Annotated in this window: 21 protein-coding genes; 11 read left to right on the plus strand and 10 right to left on the minus strand. The window is 67.2% G+C overall.

What is annotated here, in order from left to right:
- Positions 1–34: 34 nt before the first annotated feature.
- Both rpmB and rpmG read left to right on the plus strand, forming a co-directional pair.
- Positions 35–271, plus strand: coding sequence for a 50S ribosomal protein L28 (gene rpmB / locus I8J34_RS08430; RefSeq protein WP_214360957.1), 237 nt, complete (start codon positions 35–37; stop codon positions 269–271).
- Positions 272–296: 25 nt separating this feature from the next.
- Positions 297–464: a 50S ribosomal protein L33 gene (gene rpmG, locus I8J34_RS08435; protein ID WP_144179834.1), complete on the plus strand. Its 168-nt coding sequence runs from the start codon at positions 297–299 to the stop codon at positions 462–464.
- 141 nt (positions 465–605) lie between these two features.
- On the opposite strand, the gene I8J34_RS08440 is transcribed toward rpmG, so the two are convergent.
- Positions 606–809, minus strand: a complete 204-nt coding sequence (locus tag I8J34_RS08440) for a cold-shock protein (protein ID WP_144179836.1) — start codon at positions 807–809, stop codon at positions 606–608.
- A 373-nt stretch (positions 810–1,182) separates the two neighbouring features.
- On the opposite strand from I8J34_RS08440, the gene clpS reads away from it, so the two are divergent.
- The 4 genes from clpS to aceA all read left to right on the plus strand — a co-directional run bounded on the left by clpS (position 1,183) and on the right by aceA (position 5,940).
- The gene (gene clpS, locus I8J34_RS08445; protein WP_214360958.1) at positions 1,183–1,491 is read left to right on the plus strand and encodes an ATP-dependent Clp protease adapter ClpS; all 309 of its coding nucleotides are present in this window, start codon (positions 1,183–1,185) and stop codon (positions 1,489–1,491) included.
- 2 nt (positions 1,492–1,493) lie between these two features.
- Positions 1,494–3,770, plus strand: a complete 2,277-nt coding sequence (gene clpA, locus I8J34_RS08450; protein WP_214360959.1) for an ATP-dependent Clp protease ATP-binding subunit ClpA — start codon at positions 1,494–1,496, stop codon at positions 3,768–3,770.
- Positions 3,771–3,868: 98 nt separating this feature from the next.
- Positions 3,869–4,348 (plus strand): ribonuclease E activity regulator RraA, encoded by a 480-nt coding sequence (gene rraA, locus I8J34_RS08455; protein ID WP_214360960.1) that lies wholly within the window; start codon positions 3,869–3,871, stop codon positions 4,346–4,348.
- A gap of 278 nt (positions 4,349–4,626) precedes the next feature.
- On the plus strand, positions 4,627–5,940 hold the full coding sequence (aceA, locus tag I8J34_RS08460; protein ID WP_214360961.1) for an isocitrate lyase: 1,314 nt from the start codon (positions 4,627–4,629) through the stop codon (positions 5,938–5,940).
- 202 nt (positions 5,941–6,142) lie between these two features.
- Here aceA and I8J34_RS08465 read toward each other — a convergent pair whose 3' ends face one another.
- Positions 6,143–6,814: a glutathione S-transferase family protein gene (locus tag I8J34_RS08465; protein WP_214360962.1), complete on the minus strand. Its 672-nt coding sequence runs from the start codon at positions 6,812–6,814 to the stop codon at positions 6,143–6,145.
- A 22-nt stretch (positions 6,815–6,836) separates the two neighbouring features.
- Complete coding sequence (locus I8J34_RS08470; protein ID WP_214360963.1) at positions 6,837–7,382, minus strand: RBBP9/YdeN family alpha/beta hydrolase; 546 nt, start codon at positions 7,380–7,382, stop codon at positions 6,837–6,839.
- A gap of 116 nt (positions 7,383–7,498) precedes the next feature.
- Here I8J34_RS08470 and gcvA (I8J34_RS08475) point away from each other — a divergent pair, with 116 nt between their 5' ends.
- Positions 7,499–8,416 (plus strand): transcriptional regulator GcvA, encoded by a 918-nt coding sequence (gene gcvA, locus I8J34_RS08475; protein WP_214360964.1) that lies wholly within the window; start codon positions 7,499–7,501, stop codon positions 8,414–8,416.
- Here gcvA (I8J34_RS08475) and I8J34_RS08480 read toward each other — a convergent pair.
- Both I8J34_RS08480 and I8J34_RS08485 read right to left on the minus strand, forming a co-directional pair.
- Positions 8,365–8,616, minus strand: a complete 252-nt coding sequence (locus tag I8J34_RS08480; RefSeq protein WP_214360965.1) for a LiaI-LiaF-like domain-containing protein — start codon at positions 8,614–8,616, stop codon at positions 8,365–8,367. The genes gcvA (I8J34_RS08475) and I8J34_RS08480 overlap by 52 nt on opposite strands.
- Positions 8,617–8,618: 2 nt before the next feature.
- The gene (locus I8J34_RS08485; protein ID WP_214360966.1) at positions 8,619–9,074 is read right to left on the minus strand and encodes a Spy/CpxP family protein refolding chaperone; all 456 of its coding nucleotides are present in this window, start codon (positions 9,072–9,074) and stop codon (positions 8,619–8,621) included.
- Between the two features lie 185 nt (positions 9,075–9,259).
- Between I8J34_RS08485 and I8J34_RS08490 the strand changes: the two genes are divergently transcribed.
- Together I8J34_RS08490 and I8J34_RS08495 are read left to right on the plus strand one after the other, a co-directional pair.
- Positions 9,260–9,994, plus strand: a complete 735-nt coding sequence (locus I8J34_RS08490; RefSeq protein WP_214360967.1) for a response regulator — start codon at positions 9,260–9,262, stop codon at positions 9,992–9,994.
- Positions 9,991–11,313 carry a sensor histidine kinase gene (locus tag I8J34_RS08495; protein WP_214360968.1) on the plus strand — a complete coding sequence of 441 codons (1,323 nt, stop codon included), beginning with the start codon at positions 9,991–9,993 and terminating at the stop codon, positions 11,311–11,313. Before I8J34_RS08490 ends, I8J34_RS08495 begins: the two co-directional genes overlap by 4 nt.
- Here the strand turns inward: I8J34_RS08495 and I8J34_RS08500 are convergent.
- From I8J34_RS08500 to gcvA (I8J34_RS08515), 4 genes are all read right to left on the minus strand, one after another.
- Complete coding sequence (locus I8J34_RS08500) at positions 11,291–11,902, minus strand: gamma carbonic anhydrase family protein (protein WP_214360969.1); 612 nt, start codon at positions 11,900–11,902, stop codon at positions 11,291–11,293. The two genes, I8J34_RS08495 and I8J34_RS08500, sit on opposite strands and share 23 nt — an antisense overlap.
- A gap of 44 nt (positions 11,903–11,946) precedes the next feature.
- On the minus strand, positions 11,947–13,320 hold the full coding sequence (locus I8J34_RS08505) for a pyridoxal phosphate-dependent decarboxylase family protein (RefSeq protein WP_214360970.1): 1,374 nt from the start codon (positions 13,318–13,320) through the stop codon (positions 11,947–11,949).
- 100 nt (positions 13,321–13,420) lie between these two features.
- Positions 13,421–13,906, minus strand: coding sequence for a DUF3291 domain-containing protein (locus I8J34_RS08510; RefSeq protein ID WP_230411760.1), 486 nt, complete (start codon positions 13,904–13,906; stop codon positions 13,421–13,423).
- A gap of 91 nt (positions 13,907–13,997) precedes the next feature.
- On the minus strand, positions 13,998–14,975 hold the full coding sequence (gcvA, locus tag I8J34_RS08515; protein ID WP_214360971.1) for a transcriptional regulator GcvA: 978 nt from the start codon (positions 14,973–14,975) through the stop codon (positions 13,998–14,000).
- Between the two features lie 110 nt (positions 14,976–15,085).
- Between gcvA (I8J34_RS08515) and I8J34_RS08520 the strand changes: the two genes are divergently transcribed.
- Positions 15,086–15,424, plus strand: coding sequence for a DUF2917 domain-containing protein (locus I8J34_RS08520; RefSeq protein WP_214360972.1), 339 nt, complete (start codon positions 15,086–15,088; stop codon positions 15,422–15,424).
- A 36-nt stretch (positions 15,425–15,460) separates the two neighbouring features.
- Here the strand turns inward: I8J34_RS08520 and I8J34_RS08525 are convergent, their stop codons facing one another.
- Positions 15,461–16,183: a nitroreductase gene (locus I8J34_RS08525; protein WP_214360973.1), complete on the minus strand. Its 723-nt coding sequence runs from the start codon at positions 16,181–16,183 to the stop codon at positions 15,461–15,463.
- A 285-nt stretch (positions 16,184–16,468) separates the two neighbouring features.
- Between I8J34_RS08525 and I8J34_RS08530 the strand changes: the two genes are divergently transcribed.
- Positions 16,469–18,130: an AMP-binding protein gene (locus I8J34_RS08530; protein ID WP_214360974.1), complete on the plus strand. Its 1,662-nt coding sequence runs from the start codon at positions 16,469–16,471 to the stop codon at positions 18,128–18,130.
- Positions 18,131–18,139: the final 9 nt, after the last annotated feature.

The raw sequence follows: 18,139 nt of genomic DNA on the forward strand, positions 1-18,139 counted from the left end.
GCTTTTCGAAAACCGATTTCCCTGGAGCACAACCATGGCTCGCGTTTGCCAAGTGACCGGTAAGGCACCGATGGTGGGCAACAATGTTTCCCACGCCCAAAACAAGACCAAGCGTCGCTTTTTGCCGAACCTGCAGTACCGCAAGTTCTGGAGCGAGGCTGAAAACCGCTGGATTCGCCTGCGCGTCTCGAGCGCCGGCCTGCGCACCATCGACAAGAAAGGCGTCGACGTGGTCGTGGCCGATCTGCGCGCCGCTGGCGCCAAAATCTAACCCAGCTCACTAGACGGAGACTGACATGGCCAAAGGCGGTCGCGAAAAAATCAAGCTCGAGTCCAGTGCTGGCACCGGACACTTCTACACCACCAACAAGAACAAGCGCACGATGCCCGAGAAGCTGGAATTGAAGAAATTCGATCCGGTCGTTCGCAAGCACGTGATGTACAAGGAAACCAAGCTGAAGTAATCCCTCAGCTGCCGGGTTCGCCCAGCCGGTTTCGATCAAAGGCCCGCCATTGGCGGGCCTTTGCTTTTCTCCCCCGCGCCGGCGGAGCAAAAAAAAGCTGCCCGGGGGCAGCTTTTTTCAACGCATTCTGCCTAGGCAGAATTAGCCACGCTGGATGTTCGAGGCTTGTTTGCCCTTCGGACCCTGCGTCACTTCGAAAGTGACCTTGTCACCTTCTTTGAGCGATTTGAAACCGTTCATGTTGATGGCGGAGAAGTGCGCGAACAGATCTTCGCTGCCGTCATCAGGGGTGATAAAACCAAAACCTTTGGCGTCGTTGAACCACTTAACAGTACCAGTTGCCATGTTGCCTATTTCCTCGCGATTACATCAATGATACGCCCGTGAGCCGGGCCGATCCCCCTGGTCAATCGAAGGGTCGGTGTTCTGAAACCGCCAATCGACGCGAAAGGTACGCGTCAGCTTTTACCCATATCTCCACCCGCCGTCAAGCACTTCCTGGCACCCTCGCCATGTGCAGCGCAGCAATTCGTTGAAGCCGCCGCGGGCAGGCGCCGACGGCATCATCAATTACCCTTGTTTTATATAGGTTTTTCCTAATCAACACAGGTGTACGCGGCGCACCACCGATGACGCAAGAATTTTGGATCGAAACTTTGTTCACGGGCCGACCTAACGCCGGCTTGCCATCCCATAGCGCTCCATTAGAATGGCTCTCATGGCAGTCAGGAAACAAGACGATTCTTTACTTGAAGCGGAGAAGACACGCGTTGGTCCGCCGCGCATGTACAAAGTGCTTCTGCTCAATGACGACTTCACGCCGATGGATTTCGTCGTCAGCGTACTGCAACGTTTTTTTGCCATGGATCGCGAACGCGCAACCCGTGTCATGCTCCAAGTCCATACGGAAGGGCGCGGCGAGTGCGGAACGTTTCCGAAGGACATCGCGGCGACCAAGGTCGAGCAGGTCATCGCTCATGCCAGGCAACATCAACATCCTTTGGCCTGTGTGATGGAGGAGAACTGAGAATGATTGCGCAAGAACTGGAAGTCAGCCTTCACATGGCCTTTGTCGAGGCGCGCCAGAAGCGGCATGAGTTCATTACCGTGGAACACCTGCTGCTGGCCCTGCTCGACAACCCGTCTGCGGCCGAAGTGCTTCGGGCCTGCTCGGCCAATATCGAGGCGCTGCGCCGCGAGCTGGTCGAATTCATCGGCGAACACACCCCCACGGTCGGTGGCGACGAGGAAATCGACACCCAACCGACCCTGGGATTCCAGCGCGTGATTCAGCGCGCCATCCTGCATGTGCAGTCGTCCGGCAAGAAGGAAGTCACCGGCGCCAATGTGCTGGTGGCGATCTTCGGCGAGAAGGAATCGCACGCGGTGTATTTCCTGCAGCGCCAGGAGGTGTCACGCCTCGACGTGGTGAATTTCATCTCGCACGGCATCGCCAAGGGCGGTCACGGCAACGCGCCCGAAACGCCCAAGGGCCAGGACCCCGAGCAGGAAGCCCAAGAAGTCGAGGGCACCCAGCCGGGCGGCGCCCTGGAGAACTTCACCCAGAACCTGAACCAGCAGGCGCTGATGGGCAAGATCGACCCGTTGATCGGGCGCGACAAGGAAATCGAGCGCGTCATCCAGACGCTGTGCCGGCGGCGCAAGAACAACCCGCTGCTGGTCGGTGAGGCCGGCGTCGGCAAGACGGCCATCGCCGAAGGCTTGGCACGCCGCGTGGTCGAGGGACGCATTCCCGACGTGCTCGTCGATGCGCAGGTCTACGCACTCGACATGGGCGCCCTGCTGGCCGGTACCAAGTACCGCGGCGATTTCGAGCAGCGGCTCAAGGCCGTGCTCAAGCAGTTGCTCGAAAACGAGAACTCGATCCTCTTCATCGACGAGATCCACACGCTGATCGGGGCCGGCGCGGCCTCGGGCGGCACGCTCGACGCGTCCAACCTGCTCAAGCCGGCGCTCTCCAGCGGCCAGCTCAAGTGCATCGGCGCGACCACCTACAGCGAATTCCGTCAGATCTTCGAAAAAGACCACGCCCTGTCACGGCGCTTCCAGAAGATCGACGTGCCCGAGCCCTCGATTGCCGAAACGGTGGAAATCCTCAAGGGGCTCAAGAGCCGCTTCGAGGAACACCACAAGGTGCGCTATTCGTCGGCCGCGCTGGCCTCGGCCGCCGAGCTGTCGGCCAAGTACATCAACGACCGTCACCTGCCCGACAAGGCCATCGACGTCATCGACGAGGCTGGCGCCGCCCAGCGCATCCTGCCCAAGTCCAAGCAGCGCAAGACCATCGGCAAGGGCGAGGTCGAGGAGATCGTGGCCAAGATCGCCCGCATCCCGCCGCGCACCGTGTCCAATGACGACAAGGCCGCGCTCAAGACGCTCGACCGCGATCTCAAGAACGTGGTGTTCGGCCAGGACCAGGCCATCGACGCGCTGGCCAAGGCGATCAAGATGTCGCGCTCCGGCCTGGGCAGCCCGGGCCGGCCGATCGGCAGCTTCCTGTTCAGCGGCCCCACCGGGGTTGGCAAGACCGAGGTGGCGCGCCAGCTCGCCTACACGCTGGGCATCGAGCTGGAGCGCTTCGACATGTCCGAGTACATGGAGCGCCATGCCGTCAGCCGACTGATCGGCGCGCCCCCGGGCTATGTCGGCTTCGACCAGGGCGGTCTGCTGACCGAGGCCATCACCAAGAAGCCGCACTGCGTGCTGCTGCTCGACGAGATCGAAAAGGCGCATCCGGACATCTTCAACATCCTGCTGCAGGTGATGGACCACGGCACCCTCACCGACAACAACGGTCGCCAGGCCGACTTCCGCAACGTGATCCTCATCATGACCACCAACGCGGGCGCCGAGGCGATGCAGAAGACGGTGATGGGCTTCGCGGCCAAGCGCGAGAGCGGCGACGAGATGGCCGACATCAAGCGCATGTTCTCGCCCGAATTCCGCAACCGGCTGGACGCCACCATCTCCTTCCGGCCGCTGGACAACGAGATCATCCTGCGCGTTGTCGACAAGTTCCTCACCCAGCTCGAGGCCCAGCTGCACGAGAAGAAGGTCGAAGCCACCTTCTCCGACAAGCTGCGCACCTGGCTGGCGGCCGAAGGCTTCGATCCGCTGATGGGCGCCCGCCCGATGGCGCGCCTGATCCAGGACACCATCCGCTCGGCGCTGGCCGACGAGTTGCTATTCGGGCGGCTGGCCAACGGCGGCCGAGTGACCATCGACCTCGACGACGAGGAGAAGGTGATCCTCACGCTGGACGAGGCCCTGGCACACACCCACTGAATCCGTGTCACACGGCATCGGGCGGCTCATCGAGCCGCCCTTTTTTTGTCTGCGGCCCTGCTAAACTGCCGGCCACATTCACTGCCCAGGAGAGGACCATGAGCTTCCAGAATGCCGATCTGTGCGACCAGTTCGATGCCGACGTCCGCGTCGTTTCCCCGATGTTTCGCAGCTTTGGCGGCAAGAGCGCGTTTCACGGGCCGATCGCCACGCTGAAGGTGTTCGAGGACAACAGCCTGGTGCGCACCGCCCTGGAGGGCGCCGGCAACGGCCGCGTGCTGGTCATCGACGGCGGCGGCTCGATGCGCTGCGCGATGGTCGGCGACCAGCTCGCCGTGCTGGCGGTCAACAACGGGTGGGCCGGCATCGTCGTCTATGGCTGCATCCGGGACGCCAAGGCCATCGGCCACATGCCCGTCGGCGTCTTCGCGCTGGACACCCATCCGCGCAAGAGCGTCAAGAAAGGCGCCGGCGACGCCGACATTCCGGTGACTTTCGGCGGGGTCACCTTCACCCCCGGCGAACATCTCTATGCCGACGAAGACGGCGTGATCGTCGCGAGCCGGGCACTGAGCTGACCGTCGGCGCGTCAGCCGAAACTTCGGTGCATCAGCACCAAAAATGATTTCACAGGGACGAAAAGCCTTTCGTATTGCGAAACACGACATCTAATAGTCTGAAAAACAACAACTATTTTTTTCTTATATCTTATATAAGACCTATTGCTGCTGTGCAAAAAGGCGCCTATAATTTTTCCACAGCCGGATGCTTCAGGTCGTTCGTTGGTGAAGCACCGCCCGACGGCCCACAACGACAGGCTCCCTCCCTGTTTTCATCGCAACACAAGGAAATCATCATGTCCCAATCCCGTGATCAGCAAATCGCCGCCCTGAAAAAAGACTGGGCAGAAAACAGCCGCTGGAAGAGCGTCAAGCGCGGTTACAGCGCCGAAGACGTGGTCCGTCTGCGCGGCAGCCTGCAGCCCGAGTACACGCTGGCCCAGCGCGGTGCCGAAAAGCTGTGGGAAAAAGTGAACGGCGGCGCCAAGAAAGGCTACGTGAATGCCTTCGGCGCCATCACCGCCGGTCAGGCCATGCAGCAGGCCAAGGCCGGCCTCGAAGCCGTGTATCTGTCCGGCTGGCAGGTCGCCGCCGACGGCAACACCTCCGAAACCATGTACCCCGACCAGTCGCTGTATGCCTACGACTCGGTGCCGACCATGGTTCGCCGCATCAACAACACCTTCAAGCGTGCCGACGAGATCCAGTGGTCGCGTGGCATCAACCCGGGTGACGAAGGCTTCGTCGATTACTTCCTGCCGATCGTCGCCGACGCGGAAGCCGGTTTCGGCGGCGTGCTGAACGCCTTCGAACTGATGAAGAACATGATCGCCGCCGGTGCCGCCGGGGTGCACTTCGAAGACCAGCTGGCCGCCGTCAAGAAGTGCGGCCACATGGGTGGCAAGGTGCTGGTGCCGACCCGCGAAGCCATCGAGAAGCTGACCGCCGCGCGCTTTGCCGCCGACGTGATGGGCGTGCCGACGCTGATCCTGGCCCGTACCGATGCCGAAGCCGCCAACCTGATCACCAGCGACTACGACGCCAACGACAAGCCCTTCCTCACCGGTGAGCGCACCCAGGAAGGCTTCTACCGCGTCAAGAACGGTCTGGAGCAGGCCATCAGCCGCGGCGTGGCCTATGCCCCCTACGCCGACCTGGTGTGGTGCGAAACCGGCACGCCGGACCTGGGCTTTGCCCGCGAGTTCGCGCAGGCCGTGCATGCCGCCTGCCCGGGCAAGCTGCTGTCCTACAACTGCTCGCCGTCCTTCAACTGGAAGAAGAACCTGGACGACGCGACCATCGCCAAGTTCCAGGACGAGCTGTCCGCCATGGGCTACAAGTACCAGTTCATCACCCTGGCCGGCATCCATGTCAATTGGTACAACACCTTCCAGTTCGCCCATGCCTATGCCCAGGGCGAAGGCATGAAGCACTACACCGAGATGGTGCAGGAGCCGGAATTCGCCGCACGCGAAAAGGGCTACACCTTCGTGTCGCACCAGCAGGAAGTGGGCGCGGGCTACTTCGACGATGTCACCACCGTGATCCAGGGCGGCTCGTCCAGCGTCAAGGCGCTGACCGGTTCGACCGAAGAAGAGCAGTTCCACTAAGCCGCTGTCGCGTTGCCGGCCCGATCAGGCCGGCGCCGACAACACAAGGGCCGTTCGCTTGCGAACGGCCCTTGTGTTTTGTGTCGACCTGCGTGCCGGTCAGCGGCCGATCGACCGCCTCACCGGCGTCAGTCGCACCCCCCGTAGACCTGCGCCATCGGGGATCGGCACGCCCGCGACCCGACGGGCGGGCGCCCCACCCTCAACGCGGGCCGCCATAACTGTCGGCCACCGCATCGTAGGCCGGCAGCGCCACGGTCTCGGCCAGCGCCGCATCCGCCCACGCGACCATCGCCGGATGCGCCAGCATCGCGTCGCGATAGGCGGCGGCCACCGGCGGCAGCTCGACGTTGTAGGTGGCAAAGCGCTGCACCACCGGCGCGAACATCGCGTCGGCCACCGAGAAGCGGCCGAACAGCCACGGCCCGCCGTCTCCGGCGAACTGCGTGCGCGCCTCGGTCCAGATCGCCACGATGCGGTCGATGTCGGCCTGCACCTCGGCGCTCGGCGTCTTGCCCTTGAGACGCAGCTTGATGTTCATCGGCATCGCACTGCGCACCGCGCCGAAGCCCGAATGCATCTCGCACGACACACTGCGCGCCCGCGCCCGGGCCAGCGCATCGTCCGGCCACAGCCCGGGGTGACGCTCGGCGAGGAATTCGGCAATCGCCAGCGTATCCCACACCTGGAAGCCATCCACATGCAGGCACGGCACCAGGCCGTTGGCCGAATAGGCACGGTGGGCAGCATGTGCCCCCTTGCCGCTGACTTGCACCTGGTGCTCCTCGAAGGGGATCTCGAAATGCTTGAGCAGCAGCCACGGCCGCAGCGACCAGGACGAGTAGTTCTTGTTGCCGAAATACAGCGTGTACATCGTGGTCTCTCCTTGGAATCATTCAATCGGTCAGCGCCGCGGCGCACAGGGTATCGAGCAGCGCCAGGCCGTCGGGCCAATTGCCCAGCCCGGCATCGGCGTTGATGTGGCCGGCATCGCCGATGTCTTCGAAGCGGCTGCCCCAGCAGTCGGCAAACTGGCGCGCCCGCGCCATCGGCACATAGGGGTCGTTGCGGCTGGCCACCACGATGGAGGCAAACGGCAGCGGCCGCAAGGGCATCGGCGCGAAGCCGCGCACCTCTGCCGGCGTGTGAGCCGGCGAGTCCACATCGGCCGGTGCCACCAGCAGCGCGCCGCGCACCCGGCCGCCGTGCTGGCGCGCCCAGTGTGCCACCAGCGCGCAGCCCAGGCTGTGGGCGATCAGCACCACGTCGTCGCGGCAGCTGTCGACCGCCGCTGCCAAGGTCGCCACCCAGGCCTTGCGCTGAGGCGCATCCCAGTCATCCTGCACCACCCGGCGCACCTGCGGCAGCGCCCGCGCCCAGTGGCTTTGCCAATGGGTCGGCCCGGAACCGCCGAGGCCCGGGATCACCAAGCATGTTGTCATTCCCACCTCCGCTACAATGTGACCGTCGTTTCAAAATCAACTTCGGAATCACTCTATCGTGGCGTCGGGGCGACGTATATCGATAAGGATTCGACAACAATGTGAAGGATGCTCACATGCCACGGATTCCACCGCTGTCCGCCCTGCGCGCCTTCGAAGCCGTCGCCCGGCTCGGCAGCGTGGTCAAGGCCGCCGCCGAGCTGCACCTCACCCACAGCGCCATCAGCCACCAGCTGCGCGCGCTCGAAGACACACTCGGCCAGCAGCTGTTCGACCGCCGCGGCAAGCGCCTGGCGGTGAACGAAAACGGTCGCGTCTACGCCATGCAGGTGCGCTATGCCCTGTCCGACCTGTCGCGTGCCACCGGCTCCTTCCTGGCCCAGTCCCGCGACGACGAGCTGGTGATCGGCACCATCCCGTCCTTCGGCGCGCACTGGCTGGTACCGCGCCTGCCGCATTTCACCTCGGCCTATCCGGACCTCAAACTCTCCGTGCGCGCCGGCCTGCGGGTGGCCGACCTCGACGCCGAAGGCATCGATGTGGCCATCCGCATGGGCCATGGCGGCTGGGACAAGGTGCAGCAGCGCGAGCTGTTCGCCGACCGCCTGGTGGCGGTGGCCGCACCGCACTTCCGGGGCGGACGCCTGCCGCGCACGCCGGCCGAGGTGGTGGCTGCGCCCTTGCTGCTGTCCGTCGAGAACTGGCGCCCCTGGCAGGAGGCCGCCGGCCTGCCCGCGGACGATCTGCACGGCATGCACTTCAACGACTCCAACCTGGTGCTCGAAGCCGCCCGCCGCGGCCAGGGCGTGGCACTGTCGCGCCTGTCGCTGGTGCACGGCGCCCTGCAGGACGGCCAGCTGGTGCAGCTCACCGACATCAGCGTGCCCTACACCACCCCCTACTGGCTGGTGTGGCCGGTGCGCAGCGCCGGACGGGCCAGCGTGGCGCAATTCAGCCAGTGGCTGGATGCCGAGATCGACGCCTACTTGGCCAACGTATCGGCAGGCATCGCCGGCGGCGTCTCCGACGTCTGAGTACCGCATCGCGCCGCGCGGTGTCGGCCGCAGTGGCGGTGACGGCCGAACAGCGCCGCCACGCCCAGCGCGATCAGGATCAGCGGCCAGAAAGTCGCCACCGCCTCGCGCAGCGCCTGGGCCGGCAGCACGCCGAGATTGGCCAGCAAGAACACCGTGCCGACGCCGATCAAGAGGAAGGGGAAGAGTCGCGGCCGCATGCTCAGCCCTCCGCGCCATGCCAGCCACGACGGTGCGTCGGACGGAAGCGGAACTCCCGGTCGAACACCGCCTGCTGGTCGGCATCCAGCGCTGGGTAGAGCGCCTTCGTCGCCTCGGTCACGGTGCTCACCAGCGCCTGCCCCTGATCGAGCCCGTGCTGCAGCTTGTCGAGCCGCCCCAGCGCGGTGGCCGGCATCGGTGTGCTGCGCCAGTCGGCCACGGCTTTTTCCACATCGCCGGCCTTGGCAGTCAGCGCCGCCTCGAAGGTATCCCAGGCGCCCTGCTGTTGCGGGGTGAGCTTGAGTGCGGCTTCGAGCCCGTCGAGCTTGGCCGTCGTCTTGCGTACGATGGGCGGGTGCTCGCACCACTCGCCGCCGCGCGCCACCACGGCCGTGGCGCCCAGGCCGGCCAGCGTCAGCACGCCCAGCGTGCCGATGATCCAGGTCTTGCGTTTCATGATCTGCTCCTGTCGCGGGTCACCCCAACGGTGACGACGGCCCCAGTATCGGCAGGCCATGTAAGCCGCGTTTGTCTGGGCCCCCGCCGGTGCGCAAGACTGTGTATCGGCCGGTGAGATTGATACATTGGCATACAAAGCGGCCGGCCCGCTGCGGTATAACCGCCCCACCACGGAGCGCCCAATTGACCGACACCCCCGACCACATCCTCATCGTCGATGACGACCGCGAGATCCGCAGCCTGTTGTGCGACTACCTCGAACGCCAGGGCCTGCGCTGCACCGCCGTGGCCGACGGCCGCCAGATGCAGGCCGCGCTGGCGGCGCATCGCGTCGACCTGATCGTGCTCGACCTCATGCTGCCCGGCGAGGACGGCCTCGCCCTGTGCCGCCGGCTGCGCGTCGATTCGCAGATCCCCATCCTCATGCTCACCGCCCGTGGCGACGACATGGACCGCATCCTCGGCCTGGAGATGGGCGCCGACGACTACCTGGCCAAGCCCTTCGTGCCACGCGAGCTGCTGGCGCGCATCAGCGCCGTACTGCGCCGCACCCGCGCCCTGCCGCCGAACCTGGCCGAGCCGACGACCCATGGCCGCTACCAGGACTTCGCCGGCTGGCGGCTCGACACCGCCGAGCGCCACCTGATCGCCCCCGACGGCGTCACCGTGCCGCTCACCGGCGGCGAATACCGCCTGCTGGCGGTCTTCCTCGCCCACCCGCAGCGCGTGCTCAACCGCGACCAGCTGCTCGAACTCACCCAGGGGCGCGAGGCCGACGCCTTCGACCGCTCCATCGATCTCCTGGTCAGCCGCCTGCGCGCCCGGCTGCGCGACGACGCGCGCGAGCCGGCCATCCTCAAGACCGTGCGCGGCGAAGGCTATGTGCTGGCCGCCGCCGTCGCCGGCGCAGCCGAATGAGCCGGCGCTGCAAACCCCGCCGCGGCCACAGCCTGTTCCGCCGGCTGATGCTGATCTGGCTGTTCGGCCTGGCGGTGGTGATCACCGTCAGCCTTGGCCTGTCGCTCGGTGCCAGCGGCCGCGCCCTGCGCCAACAGCTGTACACCCAGATGGCGCACGACGTCGCCTCGGCGGTGCGGCTGATGGACTACCTGCCGCCGGCCGAGCGCGCCGACTGGCTGGCCACGCTCGACCGCCCCTACTACCGTTTCGCGCTGACGCCGCCGCCGGCGCGCGGCTACAGCGGCGATCGCCTGGATGACGACGAAGCGGTCGCCCTGTTGCGCGCGCTGATCGGCGACCGCCCGCTCACGCTGCGCGGCGAATGGTCCGGCCCCGAGCATCGCCCCGCGCTGTATGTCGGCCTCGCGCTCGCCGACGGCACGCCCTTCAGCGTCACCCTCACCTCCCCGGCCAACCTCATGCCACGCGGCCGGCTGTTCGCCGCCGTCGCCCTGCTGGTGCTCGGCGTGATGGCGCTCACCTGGCTGGCCGTGCGCATCGCCACCCGCCCGTTGTCGCGCCTGGCCGCAGCCGCCCGCGCGCTGGGCGACAACCCCGAGCGCGCCCCGTTGCCCGAAGACGGCCCACGCGAAGTGCGCGAGGCGGCGCATGCCTTCAACCAGATGCAGACCCGCATCCGCCACCACATGGCCGAGCGCACCCAGATCCTCGCCGCCATCTCGCACGACCTGCAAACCCCCATCACCCGCCTGCGCCTGCGCACCGAAATGCTCGACGACGCCGTCACCCGCACCCGCTTCGACGCCGACCTCGACGCCATGCAGGCGCTGGTGCGCGAGGGGCTGGACTACGCGCGCAGCCTCGAATCCCACGAAGCGCCCCGCCCCATCGACCTCAACGCCCTGCTCGACACCTTGCGCCTCGAAGCCGAAGAGATGGGCATGCCGGTCAGCGTTACCGGCCGCGCCGCGACGGCCTGCACCGGCCGCCTGCACGCCCTGCGCCGGGCGCTGTGGAACCTGATCGACAACGGTGTGAAATACGGCGAGCGGGTGGACATCACGCTGGCCGACACCGATGCCGGCTGGCAGATCGACATCCGCGACCACGGCCCCGGCCTGCCCGAGACCGAGCGCGAGGCCGTGTTCGAGCCCTTCTACCGGCGCGAAGCCTCGCGCAACCGCGACACCGGCGGCACCGGCCTGGGCCTGGCGATCACCCGCAACTTGCTGCGCGCGCAGGGCGGCGAGGTGGTGCTGGCCAATGCCGAGGGCGGCGGCCTGTGCGCGCGGGTCAGTCTGCCTCGGGCGGTGTGACCGGCGCGTCGTCCCGATGGCTGCCGAGACTGGCCGACAGCTTGCGGGTGATCTTCTCCATGCTCGCCTCGGCGCGCTCGAAGCCATAGACGAATTTGGGGAAGTTCAGCGGCGCCTGAGCTGCCCAGATCGCCTCGTGCTGGTCGGGCGGCAGGATGCGCAGCGGATCGCCCACCGCCACCCAGCCGATCGGCACCGTCTCGCCCGCCGGCAGCGCGGTACGCAGATGCACCACGGCATTGATGCGCACCTCGCAACCTGGCCCCAGCTGCGCGCCATGGAACACCGAAGCGCCGGTGGCGATGAACACGTCGTCGGCCACCGTGCAGCCGACCACATGCGCGCCCGGCCCGACCAGGCAATGCTTGCCGATCGTCAGCGCATGATCGGCGGTGCTGCGCAGCACCGCGTTCTCGAGCACGATCACGCATTCGCCCAGTTCGATGCTGCTGCCTTCGGCGATGATCTGCGCGCCATGCATGACGCGGCAGCCGGGGCCGATGCGCACCTTGCCGCAGACCGTAGCGGTCGGCGCCACCCAGGCGTCGGGATCGATATCGGGAGTGTGGCCGAGGTGGGTCAGCAGCATGGTGGCGCTCCGTGTCAGGGTGTCCGGATGGTGGCGGGAAAGGATCAGCCGAGCAAGGCCCCCTCGATCGCGGCCCACACGCGGTCCATGTCGGCTGGCGTGGTGGACCAATTGCTGATGGCGCCGCGAATGGCGTTCTGGCCGAACAGCACCGTCGGCGTCATGAACACCTCGCCCGAGGCGTTGATGCGCGCCAGCAGGGCCGCGGCGTCGCCCTCGACCGGGGCGAAGCAGAAACCGTTGAGCGTCACCGGCGCCAGCAGGCGCAGGCGCGACTCGCCCGCGATGCGCTCGCCCAACCAGCGCGCCTGGTCGCAGTTGCGCTCGACGATGGCCGCCATGCCGGCGCGGCCGTAGGCGCGCAGCGCGAACCACGCCGGCAGCGCGCGCAGGCGGCGCGAGTTCTCGGGCGTCAGCTGCAGAAAGTTGCCCGGCTCGATCTCGCCGCGCAGGTAGGCCGCCTGGTTGCGGAAGACCTCGGCCTGCAACGGCAGATGCCGGGTCAGCGCCACCGCCGAGTCGTAGGGCACGTTGAGCCACTTGTGGCAATCGACGGTGATCGAGTCGGCCGCCTCCCAGCCGGCCAGGCGTGGGCGGTAGCGCTTGCTGGCCGCAGCGATGCCGGCGAAGGCGGCGTCCACATGCAGCCAGAAGTCAAAGCGGTCCTTGAGCGCGGCGATGGCGTTCAGATCATCGAAATCGCAGGTATTCACCGTGCCGGCATTGGCCACCACGATGCACGGCCCGGGCGCCCCTGCCAGCGCCTCGGTCAGCGCGGCTACATCGATCGCCTCGCGGTTCGGCAGGGCCGCCACCCGCTGCAGGCTCTGCCGCCCCAGGCCGAGCATGGCCAAGCTCTTGACGGTGCTCGAATGCGCGCCGGCGCTGAGCACCCGCACCGGCCCCAGCGCCGCCACGCCGGCCTCGGCGACATCCACCCCGGCCTGCGCACCAAGCCATTGCCGGCCGGTGGCCAGGCCGACGAAATTGGCCATGGTGGCGCCGGACACGAAGGCGCCGTTGAAGGCATCGGGCAGGCCGAGCATGTCGCGGAAGCGCGCGAGGGTTTCCAGCTCCAGCGCGCCGGCGTTGGAATCGGCCGAGCCGGTGGCGTTCTGGTCGATGACACTCGCCAGCCAGTCGCCGATCAGCGCGGCGGGCGTCACACCGCCGGTGACGAAGCCGAAGTAGCGCGGCCCGGCACTGGCGGCCAGGCCGGCCGAATAGCGGGCAGTGAAGTCGGCGAGGGCGGCGCGGGCGCCATTGCCGGTGTCGTCGGGCGCCGCCGGCGAGATGCCGCCGGCCACGGGGCGCGACGGCATGCCGGCGAGCAGGTCGATCGCCTGTTCGCAAACATCATGCAGCAAGGTGTCGATACTGGCCTGGTCGTCGGCGAGGAAATCAAAGCTGGGAGTCATGAGGCACTCGCTGCAGTCGGTCAAAACCTCACGGTGCGCGCGGCGCGAGAAATCGCAAAGAGACAATCGCGCCGCCGCCGACCGGGCCAGCGCCGACGCGTCAGCCGGCGGTTGTCAGCACCCCGCGGCCAACCGGCCGCCCCTCGGCATCGAAGGCCTCGCGGAAGCTGAAGGCCGCAGGCGACGGGCCGTTGGCCTGCAGCTCGGCCAGGCGTGCCATCGCTTCGCCGATATCGGGCCGGTGCCCGGCCGGCACCCACCACAGCACCATGTGCATGTCGGCCGCCTTGGCGAACCATTCGCGCCGACGTGTCATCACCGTCTTGTGGGCCGAGCGGTAGACATAGTCGAACAGCGCCTCGCTGCTCTCCCACACCGACAGGTTGTAGATCATGTCGGCATCGTCCGGCAGGCCGGTGCCGCCCTCGCGGGCATCGCCCTCGAAGCGCCAGACGAAGCCGGGGCTGCGTTCGGCCAGGGCGTTGATCTCGTCGAGCCGGGCCACGAAGTCGGCCAGTTGCGGCGAATCGATGGGTGCCAGCAGGCGGGCGACGTTCAGCTGGGCCAGTTGCACGGGCGGGGGCATCGGACACTCCTTGCAGATCGGGATGCGTGCATCTTCGCGCGTGGGCGGCGGCAGGACAAACGCGTCTTTTTCACAGCAGCCACAGTTTCATTCACGCAGGCGGCGGGCCGAAGCCGGCCGCGGCATCGGCCGCCATCTCGGCGCGCAACCAGTCGATGAAGGCCTGGCGCAGCGGCGTGTCGCCGCCGCGCAGCGGCAACACCAGCCAGAAGGCCCAGCGCCGCGGCTGGCCGTGCTCGTCGACACCGAGCTCGGCCGACACCTCCTGCCCTTCGCGGTACATCACCGGCACTTCGATGTCGAACAGGCGCGTGAGCTGGCCGTGGCGCAGCGCCAGCGCCGCCAGCGAGCCACGCGCCAGCGCCACGCCCTGACCGTCGATGGCTGCCTGCACCACCAGGCCGGAGTCGTTGTGCATCAGCCCGGCGGTGGGTTCCGGCCAGTCGAGCCCGGCGGCGCGGAACCACGGCAGCCAGTCCTCGCCGAACGAGCGCAGCAGGGGCAGGCCGGCCAGCCCGGCCGGCGTGCGCGGCAGGCGGCCGGCGAAGCGCGCCCCCACCACGGGGAACAGCACATCCTCCATCAGCAACTCATAGCGCACCCCGGTATAGCCGCCGAAGCCCCAGCGGATCGCCACATCCACGCCGTCGCGCACGAAATCGGAGCGCTCGGTGGTGGACACCACATTCACCTCGCAGCCCGGGTTGGCCTCGATGAAGGCGGCGATGCGCGGCGCCAGCCAGCGCCCGGCGAAGGAGGGCATGACGCTGATCGACAGGCGGTTCACGTTGATCCGCCGGCGCAGCATGCCGACAGTGTCGGAGAGTTGGCGCAAGGCCTCGTTGGCCACCGCCAGCAACTCCTGGCCGGCATCGGTCAGCACCACCGCCCGGCCCTGGCGCGAGAACAGCGGAAACTCGAGCCAGGCCTCCAGCGCACGGATCTGGTGGCTCACCGCGCTGTGCGTGACATGCAGCTCCTCGGCCGCACGCGAGAAGTTCAGATGCCGCGCGGCTGCCTCGAAGGTGCGCAGGGCGGGCAGCGGGGGGAGCTTTCCGGGGGCTTCCATGAGCAAATTCTATTCACACAAGGGAGAGAAACGATCGTTTCCGGAATTGTGCCGCAACGCCCATGATTAGGCCATGCAGGACATGACATCATGCTTTCCGGAGAAGATCAATGAAAGCCACGCTAACACAAACCCCCCAGGATCTGGCCGCCGGTTCGCTGCGTTCGATCACCGATTTTCAGGGCGGATCGGTGCGCTGCCTGCGCGGCCGTTTGTGGATCACCGCGGAAGGCCATGCCCAGGACGTGTGGCTCACTGCCGGCGGCACGCTCGCATTGCCCGACCCAGGCAAGGTGGTGATCCAGGCCGACATCGACAGCACGGTGTCGCTGGTCGCCCCGCCGTCGCACCTGCCGCTGACCGTGTTGCTGCAGCAGCTGCGCCAACGCCTGCAACGGCACACGCCGGCCACCGCCGCGATCGGGCCGAACGGAAAGGTGATGTGCTGACCGGAGGGCCGCCCCGGCCGCCGGGGCGGCGGCCCGTCAGGTGTCGTGGAAGACCGTGAACTCGGACACCGCGGCCCGCTCGGTAACGAGGGTGTTCTCGATGCGCGCCGGATCGGGGTAGCCCAGGCTCATGCCGCACACGAACATCTCGTCGGGCCCCAGCGCCAGTTCCTCGGCGATGACCCGGTGGTATTTCATGAACGCCGCCTGCGGACAGGTGCCCAGGCCACGCGCGCAGGCAGCGACCATGATCGACTGCAGGAACATGCCGTAGTCGAGCAGGCTGCCCTGCGCCATGATGCGGTCCACGGTGAAGAACAGGCCGACGGGCGCATCGAAGAAATCGTAGTTCCGGCCGTGCTGGGCGTGCATCGCCGCCTTGTCGGACTTTTCGATGCCGACCAGGCCGTACAGATCCCAGCCCACCCGACGACGGCGGTCCAGGTAGGGCGAACGCCATTCGCGCGGATAGTAGGCCCACTCGTCCGAAAAACCGGCATCGAGCGCCGGATCGGCACGAATCCGGCGAATCGCGTCGCTGACCCGGTTCCTCGGCTCGCCCATCAACACATGCACCTTCCAGGGCTGGATATTGGTACCGCTGGCCGCGAAGCGCGCCACCCCGAGAATGCCTTCGACCACATCGCGCGGTACCGGCGTCGGCAGAAAGGCCCGCACGCTGCGGCGCGAGACGATCGCCCAATCCACCGCCGCCTGCAGCGCCGGTGCCGGCACGGGGCTTTGCGCGGTTCTTTCCATGAGGTTCCTCCCCTTCTAGGTCCGGACACGGCGGGCGTTCGGCACCGCCGGTCGCCGATGAGCGCCATGTTAGCGATCGCCCGCCGATTCGAGTGTCGCTTTCGAGACAATTGCCGGACCGGGCCCGCCCACCCCCTCAGCCGCCGATCGGCCCCGCGCTCGGCGATTGTCTTGCACAGGACAGTGCCCGTCCCCGCACGCCTCCTATAGTGCGCATCGCGAGTGCGCCGGCAGCCATCGGCCCGGCACGCTTGGCCGCCACAACCAAAACGAGGAGACAGTGCCATGCACACGAACATCTACCAACACGGCCTGGCGCGCAACGACGCCAACCATGTGGCCCTCACCCCCCTGCACTTTCTCGACCGCTGCGCCGACGTGTTTCCTGAGCGCACGGCCATTATCCACGGTGCCTTCCGCCAGGACTGGGGCAGCACCCGCGATCGCTGTCGCCGGCTGGCCAGCGCGCTGGCGAAGCGGGGCGTCAGGCGCGGCGACACGGTCAGCGTCCTGGCGCCGAACACGCCGGCCATGCTGGAGGCGCACTTCGGCGTCCCGCTCAGCGGCGCGGTGCTCAACGCCATCAACTGCCGGCTCGATGCCGACGGCGTGCGCTTCATTCTCGAACACGGCGAATGCCGCGTTCTGCTGGTGGACCGCGAGTTCGCCGGCCTGGCCGCCGCGGCGCTGGCCGGGTCGGCGCTCAGGCCGCTGGTGATCGACATCGCCGACCTCGAAGCGCCACCGGGCGAAACCATCGGTTCGCTCGACTACGAAGCCCTGCTCGCCGAGGGCGACCCGACCTTCGAGGGCGTGTGGCCCGACGACGAATGGGATGCCATCGCACTCAACTACACCTCGGGCACCACCTCCCAACCCAAGGGCGTGGTACCCAGCCACCGCGGCACCTACCTGATGAGCCTGCTGCAGATGACGGACTGGGGCATGCCCCGCGCCCCGGTGTATCTGTGGACGCTGCCGATGTTCCATGCCAACGGCTGGTGCTTCACCTGGGCCGTCACGGCCGCCGGCGGCACCCACGTCTGCCTGCGCAAGGTCACCGCCCCCAACATCTTCAACGCCATCGTCGAGCACGGGGTCGATCACTTCTGCGCCGCCCCCATCGTCCTGGCCACGCTCGCCAGCGCACCGGCCGAAGCGCGCCGCCCGCTGCCGCACACCGTGCGCGTGCGCACCGCCGGCTCCCCGCCGCCGGCCACCGTGCTGAAAACCATCCTCGACATGGGCTTCGACGTCGAGCACGTGTATGGCATCACCGAGGCCTCCGGCACCCCGGTCAGCTGCGTGGTCGACCCGGCCTGGAAGGCCCTGCCCGGCAACGAGCGCGCCCGCCTGATGGCGCGCCAGGGCAACCGTGCCGCCGGCCTGGAGGGCCTGTGCGTGGCCGACCCGCTCACGCTCGAACCGGTCCCCCGCGACGGCAAGACCCAGGGCGAGGTCCTGATGCGCGGCAACATCGTCATGAAGGGCTACCTGAAGAATCCGTCCGCCACCGCCGGCGCCTTCTGCGGCGGCTGGTTCCACACCGGCGATGTCGCGGTGATGCATGCCGACGGCTACCTGCAGATCACCGACCGCTCGAAGGACGTGATCATCTCGGGCGGCGAGAACATCTCATCGGTCGAGGTCGAGGAGGTGCTGTATCGCCATCCCGCCATCCTGGCGGCGGCCGTCGTCGCCCAGCCGGATGCCAAGTGGGGGGAGACGCCCTGCGCCTTCATCGAGCTGAAGCCGGGGGTCGCGGCACCCGCCGAGGCCGAGGTGATCGGTTTCTGCCGCGAACGGCTCGCGCACTACAAGTGCCCGACCCGCGTCATCATCGGCACGCTGCCGAAGACCGGCACGGGGAAGATCCAGAAGTTCAAGTTGCGCGAGATCAGCGGCAGCCGAGAAGCGATCACCGAACTCGCCCGCCTCGCCTCCTGAGGCGACTTC

The organism is Denitromonas iodatirespirans (assembly GCF_018524365.1).
In the GTDB taxonomy this organism is placed as follows: Bacteria; Pseudomonadota; Gammaproteobacteria; order Burkholderiales; family Rhodocyclaceae; genus Nitrogeniibacter; species Nitrogeniibacter iodatirespirans.

Coding starts and splice junctions, on each gene's coding strand:
- rpmG (WP_144179834.1), top strand. CDS start 297: ATGGCCAAAGGCGGTCGCGAAAAAATCAAGCTCGAGTCCAGTGCTGGC.
- I8J34_RS08470 (WP_214360963.1), bottom strand. CDS start 7,382: ATGACAACATGCTTGGTGATCCCGGGCCTCGGCGGTTCCGGGCCGACC.
- I8J34_RS08520 (WP_214360972.1), top strand. CDS start 15,086: ATGAAAGCCACGCTAACACAAACCCCCCAGGATCTGGCCGCCGGTTCG.
- I8J34_RS08530 (WP_214360974.1), top strand. CDS start 16,469: ATGCACACGAACATCTACCAACACGGCCTGGCGCGCAACGACGCCAAC.
- I8J34_RS08440 (WP_144179836.1), bottom strand. CDS start 809: ATGGCAACTGGTACTGTTAAGTGGTTCAACGACGCCAAAGGTTTTGGT.
- clpS (WP_214360958.1), top strand. CDS start 1,183: ATGGCAGTCAGGAAACAAGACGATTCTTTACTTGAAGCGGAGAAGACA.
- I8J34_RS08510 (WP_230411760.1), bottom strand. CDS start 13,906: ATGCCCCCGCCCGTGCAACTGGCCCAGCTGAACGTCGCCCGCCTGCTG.
- gcvA (WP_214360964.1), top strand. CDS start 7,499: ATGCCACGGATTCCACCGCTGTCCGCCCTGCGCGCCTTCGAAGCCGTC.
- I8J34_RS08495 (WP_214360968.1), top strand. CDS start 9,991: ATGAGCCGGCGCTGCAAACCCCGCCGCGGCCACAGCCTGTTCCGCCGG.
- clpA (WP_214360959.1), top strand. CDS start 1,494: ATGATTGCGCAAGAACTGGAAGTCAGCCTTCACATGGCCTTTGTCGAG.
- aceA (WP_214360961.1), top strand. CDS start 4,627: ATGTCCCAATCCCGTGATCAGCAAATCGCCGCCCTGAAAAAAGACTGG.
- I8J34_RS08525 (WP_214360973.1), bottom strand. CDS start 16,183: ATGGAAAGAACCGCGCAAAGCCCCGTGCCGGCACCGGCGCTGCAGGCG.
- rraA (WP_214360960.1), top strand. CDS start 3,869: ATGAGCTTCCAGAATGCCGATCTGTGCGACCAGTTCGATGCCGACGTC.
- I8J34_RS08485 (WP_214360966.1), bottom strand. CDS start 9,074: ATGAAACGCAAGACCTGGATCATCGGCACGCTGGGCGTGCTGACGCTG.
- I8J34_RS08480 (WP_214360965.1), bottom strand. CDS start 8,616: ATGCGGCCGCGACTCTTCCCCTTCCTCTTGATCGGCGTCGGCACGGTG.
- gcvA (WP_214360971.1), bottom strand. CDS start 14,975: ATGGAAGCCCCCGGAAAGCTCCCCCCGCTGCCCGCCCTGCGCACCTTC.
- rpmB (WP_214360957.1), top strand. CDS start 35: ATGGCTCGCGTTTGCCAAGTGACCGGTAAGGCACCGATGGTGGGCAAC.
- I8J34_RS08505 (WP_214360970.1), bottom strand. CDS start 13,320: ATGACTCCCAGCTTTGATTTCCTCGCCGACGACCAGGCCAGTATCGAC.
- I8J34_RS08465 (WP_214360962.1), bottom strand. CDS start 6,814: ATGTACACGCTGTATTTCGGCAACAAGAACTACTCGTCCTGGTCGCTG.
- I8J34_RS08500 (WP_214360969.1), bottom strand. CDS start 11,902: ATGCTGCTGACCCACCTCGGCCACACTCCCGATATCGATCCCGACGCC.